A 3,301-nucleotide genomic window follows, 5' to 3' on the forward strand; every position below is an offset into this window, starting at 1 on the left:
GCCCAGGCCGCCGTGGCAGGCGCCCAGGCCACCGCCCCGGCTCCCGCTCCGGCCCCGGCCCCGGCCGAGGCGACGGAGCCCGAGGTGCTCTCCGGCTACCTCACCGAGCAGACCGTCAAGGTCGAGCTGGACGCCGGCGACAAGGAAGCGGCCATTCGCGAGATGGCCGCGATGCTCGCCGGCACCGGCAAGGTCAGCGACGTGGAGGAACTCGTGCAGACCGCGCTGCGGCGCGAGGAGCAGGGCACGACCGGGCTCGGCGAGGAGATCGCCATCCCGCACGCCAAGACGGATGCGGTGACGTCGCCGGTCGTCGGGTTCGCGCGGTCCGCCGAGGGCATCGAGTGGGGTTCCCTGGACGGCACGAAGGCGAAGCTCATCTTCATGATCTCCGTGCCGGAGGCCGCCGCCGGTGACGAGCACCTGCGGATCCTGGCGCTGCTGTCGCGCAAGCTGATGGACACGGACTTCCGGGCCCGGTTGCAGGCTGCCCCGGATGACGCGGCGATCCTCAGGGTGCTTGCCGAGGTGCAGTAGCCGGCAAGCAGCCGGCAGCAACCCTTTGAGCAGGGCAGCACCTTCTACGTAGTGGGGCCCCACCGAGGATTCTCGGTGGGGCCCCACTACGTAGAAGCAAAAATCAGTGCTCCGGTGTCTGCGCGGGACCACCGGGGGTCGCCTCGCGGTCCGGGCCCTTCGCGGCCTCGGCCTCGCTGTAGATGTCGGGTTCGAGGTAGATGACGCGGGCGATCGGCACGGCGGCGCGGATGCGGGCCTCGGCCTCGTTGATGGCGCGGGCGACCTCGGCGGCGGTGTCGTCGTGCTGGACGGCGATCTTCGCGGCGACGAGGAGTTCCTCGGGGCCGAGGTGGAGCGTGCGCATGTGGATCAGGCCGGTGACGGTGTCGCCGTCAACGACCGCCTTCTCGATCTTCTCGACCTCCTCCATGCCCGCGGACTCGCCGAGGAGCAGGGACTTGGTCTCCAGCGCGAGGACGATGGCGATGGCGATGAGCAGGAGGCCGATGCAGAGCGTGCCGATGCCGTCCCAGACGCCTTCGCCGGTGGCGAGGGTGAGGCCGACGCCGAGCAGGGCCAGGACCAGACCGATCAGCGCGCCGAAGTCCTCAAGGAGGACGACGGGCAGCTCGGGGGCCTTGGCGCGCTTGATGAACTGGCCCCAGGAGAGCCGTCCGCGCAGCTGGTTCGACTCCTTGATGGCCGTACGGAACGAGTAGCCCTCGGCGATGATCGCGAAGACCAGGACGCCGACCGGCCAGTACCAGTGCTCCAGGTCGTGCGGGTGCCGGATCTTCTCGTAGCCCTCGTAGACGGCGAACATGCCGCCTACGGAGAAGAGCACGATGGAGACCAGGAAGGCGTAGATGTAGCGCTCGCGGCCGTACCCGAAGGGGTGCTGCGGAGTCGCCTCGCGCTGCGCCTTCTTGCCGCCGATGAGGAGAAGGAACTGGTTCCCGGAGTCGGCGAGCGAGTGGACGGACTCGGCGAGCATCGACGAGGAGCCACTGAAGAGGAACGCCACGAACTTCGCCACCGCGATCGCGAGGTTGGCGGCGAGTGCCGCAACGATCGCCTTTGCTCCGCCTGAAGCACTCATGTTGTTCCTAGTGTCCCTTCGAGTTCGTACGTGCGTCCCGTGCGCGGTGGGTCATTGTTGCAGCACGGGACGCCACACGTGCTTCTCAGGCCACGACAGTTGCCCGGAAAATCGTGCCGACCCCGGACACTTCCGCCTTTTCGCCCGCGGGAACGAAGGCGGACTGGCCGGGTGCGAGGCCGAGTTCGCCCGCGCCGACCGCGCCGGCCGTGCAGAGCAGGATCTGCGGGGTGGCGGCCGTCAGGTCGTGTGCGGGGGCGCCTTCCGGCAGGACGAAGCGCGAGAGCCGGAACTCGTCGATGGGGGTGTCGTAGACCTCCTCGCCGTCCGGGGACGCCTCGGGGCGCAGCACGCCCGGGTCGGTGGCCTCGAAGCGGACGATGCGGAGCAGTTCGGGGACGTCGACGTGCTTGGGGGTCAGGCCGCACCGCAGGACGTTGTCGGAGTTGGCCATGATCTCGACGCCGAGACCGTTCAGGTACGCGTGCGGGACGCCGGCGCCGAGGAACAGCGCTTCGCCGGGCTGCAGTTGTACGTAGTTCAGCAGCATCGCCGCGATGACGCCCGGGTCGCCCGGGTAGTGGTGGGCGATGCCCGCGTACGGCTCGTAGTCGCCGCCGATGCGCTGGGCGGCGGCCGTGGCATCGGCGACCGTCTGCGCCATTTCGTCGCGGTCCGCGCTCAGCACGGCGGTCAGCACCTCGCGCAGCGCGGCCTCTTCGGGGTGCGCGCGCAGCAGGTCCGCGTACGGCTTGAGGCTGTCGACGCCGAGGCCTTCGAGGAGCTTGGCCGCGTCCTCGGGGGCGCGGAAGCCGCACAGGCCGTCGAACGGGGTGAGCGCGCAGATGAGTTCGGGCTTGTGGTTGGCGTCCTTGTAGTTGCGGTCGGGCGCGCTGAGCGGGACGCCCTTCGCCTCTTCGGCCTCGTAACCCTCCTTCGCCTGCTGGAGGTTCGGGTGCACCTGGAGGGAGAGGGGGGCGCCCGCGGCGAGCAGCTTGAGCAGGAAGGGCAGGCGCGGGCCGAACTTGGCGACGGCCGCCGACCCGAGCTGACCTGCCGGGTCCGCGTCGATGACCTCGTTGAGCGGGCCGCGCTCGGTGCGCGAGGGGGCGCCCGGGTGGGCGCCCATCCACATCTCGGCCTGGGGTTCGCCGGTCGGCTCGGCGCCGATGAGCTGCGCGATGGCGGTGGTGGAGCCCCAGGCGTAGGGGCGGATGGTGTTGCTGAGGCGGTCCATGCGTCTGTCTTCCAGTGATACGGCGACGGGTTGCTGCGGGCTTCGGTGGTTCGGGGACGGGCTGCTGCCGGCTTCGGGTGGTCCGGCGACGGGCTGCTGCTGCCTTGCGGTGGTACGGCGACGAACTACTGCGGGCTTGCGGAGATACGACGACGGGTCATTGCTTGCTTCAAGGTGGGACGGCGATGCGGTGCGGCTGTGGTGTCACCTCACGCCGTGGCGGCGAGGCCCAGGTAAACGGCGGCGAAATCCGTGACGGCGATCAGCTCGGCGAGGGATTCGAGCTCGGTGCCCTCCTCCGGTTCCAGTTCGCTGAGCGCGGTGTCGTGCGACAGCGCGAGTTCGCGGGCGGCGGGCGCGGCGGACAGGCCGCCCGCGGGCCGGTCGCGCAGCAGGACGACGCGGCAGCGCAGGGCCTGGGCGTCGTCGACGCGGTCGCGGAAGAA

4 protein-coding genes are annotated in these 3,301 nt (G+C 70.3%); 1 reads left to right on the top strand and 3 read right to left on the bottom strand.

The features are described 5' to 3' along the window. Positions 1–537: fructose PTS transporter subunit IIA (locus G3I40_RS35265; protein WP_164558919.1), on the top strand; the 537-nt coding region annotated here is incomplete at its 5' end. A gap of 103 nt (positions 538–640) precedes the next feature. Here G3I40_RS35265 and G3I40_RS35270 read toward each other — a convergent pair. The 3 genes from G3I40_RS35270 to G3I40_RS35280 all read right to left on the bottom strand — a co-directional run. Further along, the gene (locus G3I40_RS35270; protein ID WP_164558920.1) at positions 641–1,618 is read right to left on the bottom strand and encodes a cation diffusion facilitator family transporter; all 978 of its coding nucleotides are present in this window, start codon (positions 1,616–1,618) and stop codon (positions 641–643) included. An 85-nt stretch (positions 1,619–1,703) separates the two neighbouring features. Then, positions 1,704–2,855, bottom strand: coding sequence for a mannose-6-phosphate isomerase, class I (gene manA / locus G3I40_RS35275; protein WP_164558921.1), 1,152 nt, complete (start codon positions 2,853–2,855; stop codon positions 1,704–1,706). Positions 2,856–3,064: 209 nt separating this feature from the next. Next, positions 3,065–3,301 (bottom strand): SIS domain-containing protein (locus tag G3I40_RS35280; protein ID WP_275410279.1); only part of this gene is annotated, 237 nt, incomplete at its 5' end.

Source organism: Streptomyces sp. SID14478 (assembly GCF_010548525.1).
GTDB lineage: Bacteria > Actinomycetota > Actinomycetes > Streptomycetales > Streptomycetaceae > Streptomyces.